This window comes from Streptomyces sp. NPDC004561 (assembly GCF_053602155.1).
In genome coordinates, this window is record NZ_JBSGDB010000826.1 from 1 (window position 1) to 2,078 (window position 2,078).

Here is a 2,078-nt window from a genome sequence, read left to right on the forward strand (position 1 = left end):
AGCAGGGCGAGCGGGCCGCCCGGCTCGGGTGTGGTCAGGGAGAGCGAGGCGAGGTCGGGGCGCAGCCGCTGCAGGACCTCGTCCTTTCCGCGCAGCGCGTCCGCGGCCGGTCCGCCGCCGCGCGCGTCGTCGACGAGGCCCGCTCGGGCCAGGCGGTCCACCAGTGCGTCGACATGGCCGTCCGGCAGGTCCATGCGGCCGCCCTCCTCGCGCAGCAGGGGGAGTCCGCGGGTGCCGTTGAGCAGTTCCAGGAAGCTGCCTGTGGCGGTGTCCATCGGTCCCAGCGTCAGCGCGTGCGCCGGGGTCATGCCGAACTGCACAGTGTTGAGATCGCGCCAGCCGCGCCGCAGCGCGGGTTTCACCATCGGATGCATGAAGGTCCCCGTAGCCGTTGGGTCACCGGCGGAACCGGTCGTGTTCCGCCGACGCATGCCAGCATGCCCGGCCGGTGGGCGGGCTGCCGAGAGTTGTCCACAGGTAGGGGTGTTTGTCATACGAGCCAATCAGAATAAAAGACGCAAAACGGATGTAAGGACGGGTCGTACGAATCAAACGCATGGTGGGGGATCCACATCGAACCGTCCTGGAGCCGGGACTTTGTCCGGGCCCACCGGGTAACGTCGGGGCGTGCCCGCCGACCCACTGCACCGCGCCGGAAAGCCACAGCGCAGCACGACGAGCCTGCCGCCGAGCGGCTCGGGGGCGAGCGCGATCGAGGTCCGCAGGAGTGCCCGGCGCCGCCGGACGGTCTCCGCGTACCGCGAGGGCGATCGCACCGTCGTACTGATCCCCGCCCGGATGTCGAAGGCGGAGGAGCAGCGCTGGGTCACCGTCATGCTCGACAAACTCGCCGCCCAGGAGAGCAGGCGGGTGCTCGGCGACGCCGAGCTGGCCGGGCGCGCCGAGCGGCTGTCGGCCCAGTACTTCGACGGCCGGGCCCGGCCGGCCTCCGTCCGCTGGGTCACCAACCAGAACACCCGGTGGGGTTCGTGCACCCCGGCCGAAGGCAGCATCCGGCTCTCGCACCGGTTGCAGGGCATGCCGGAGTACGTCATCGACTACGTGCTCTGTCACGAGCTGGCGCATCTGCTGGTGCCCGGTCACGGGGCGGACTTCTGGAGGCTGCTGGAGGCCTACCCGCGCACCGAGCGGGCCCGCGGCTACCTGGAAGGAGTGGTCGCCGCCGAGCGGCTGCCCCATGTGCCCGGTGCGCGGGGTGAGTGACCGGCCCGTGTGAGCGGCCGGGTGCGGTTGTGTACCGGGTGTGTACCGACCTGGACCGGCCGGGGTGGTTGTCCGCCGTTGCCGTTAGCCTGGCGCGACGCACTCGTATTCGGGATGGGGGACGGTCGTATCGCATGGCCAGGGAATTCCAACGCGGCCACAAGGCCAGGATCAGTGACCTCACGGCGGGCACGGATCTGTACGTAGGCGTGCAGATCTCGGGCCCCGGACTGAGCTTCGACATCAGCTGCTTCGGTCTGGACGCCGACGAGCACCTCTCGGACGACCGGTACTTCGTCTTCTTCAACCAGCCGAAGTCCCCGGAGGAGTCCATCCAGCTGCTGGGTGCCCAGGCGGGCGACACCGAGTCGTTCCGGGTCACGCTCGACCGGATCCCGTCGCAGATCCGCAAGCTGTCCTTCACGGCGACCATCGACGGCGCCGGACAGATGGCCCAGATCGGCCCCGGATACCTGCGGATCGTCGCGGGCGGCGAGGAGGTCGCCCGGTACTCCTTCAGCGGCTCGGAGTTCTCCACCGAGCGGGCCGTGATGCTCGGTGACTTCTACGTCAAGGACGGCTGGCGGTTCGCCGCGGTCGGACAGGGCTTCGACGGCGGCCTGGAGGCGCTGCTGAAGAGCTTCGGCGGCGAGGTGCTGGAGGAGGAGGCGCCCGCCGCCCCGCAGCAGCCGCAGCCCGGCGCCGGCCCCGGCTTCGCCCCGCCCGCGTTCGCCGCCCCGGCGGCTCCCGCGCCCACCCCGGCCCCCGCCCCGGCTCCCGCGGCGCCGCAGCCCGCCGCGGTGGCGTGCCACTTGCGTCCGGTGGGGAAGGCGGCGCCGCGGCGCCCGACGAGT

At 71.6% G+C, this 2,078-nt stretch carries 2 protein-coding genes and 1 pseudogene; 2 read left to right on the forward strand and 1 reads right to left on the reverse strand.

Annotated features, from left to right (window positions below):
- Positions 1-374 (reverse strand): annotated as a pseudogene (locus ACWEN3_RS45770) (ThiF family adenylyltransferase); the annotation flags it as partial.
- Between the two features lie 253 nt (positions 375-627).
- Between ACWEN3_RS45770 and ACWEN3_RS45775 the strand changes: the two are divergent.
- Together ACWEN3_RS45775 and ACWEN3_RS45780 are read left to right on the forward strand one after the other, a co-directional pair.
- Positions 628-1,224: a M48 metallopeptidase family protein gene (locus ACWEN3_RS45775; RefSeq protein WP_452984280.1), complete on the forward strand. Its 597-nt coding sequence runs from the start codon at positions 628-630 to the stop codon at positions 1,222-1,224.
- 134 nt (positions 1,225-1,358) lie between these two features.
- The coding region (locus ACWEN3_RS45780) for a TerD family protein (RefSeq protein ID WP_452984282.1) at positions 1,359-2,078 on the forward strand (720 nt) is incomplete at its 3' end.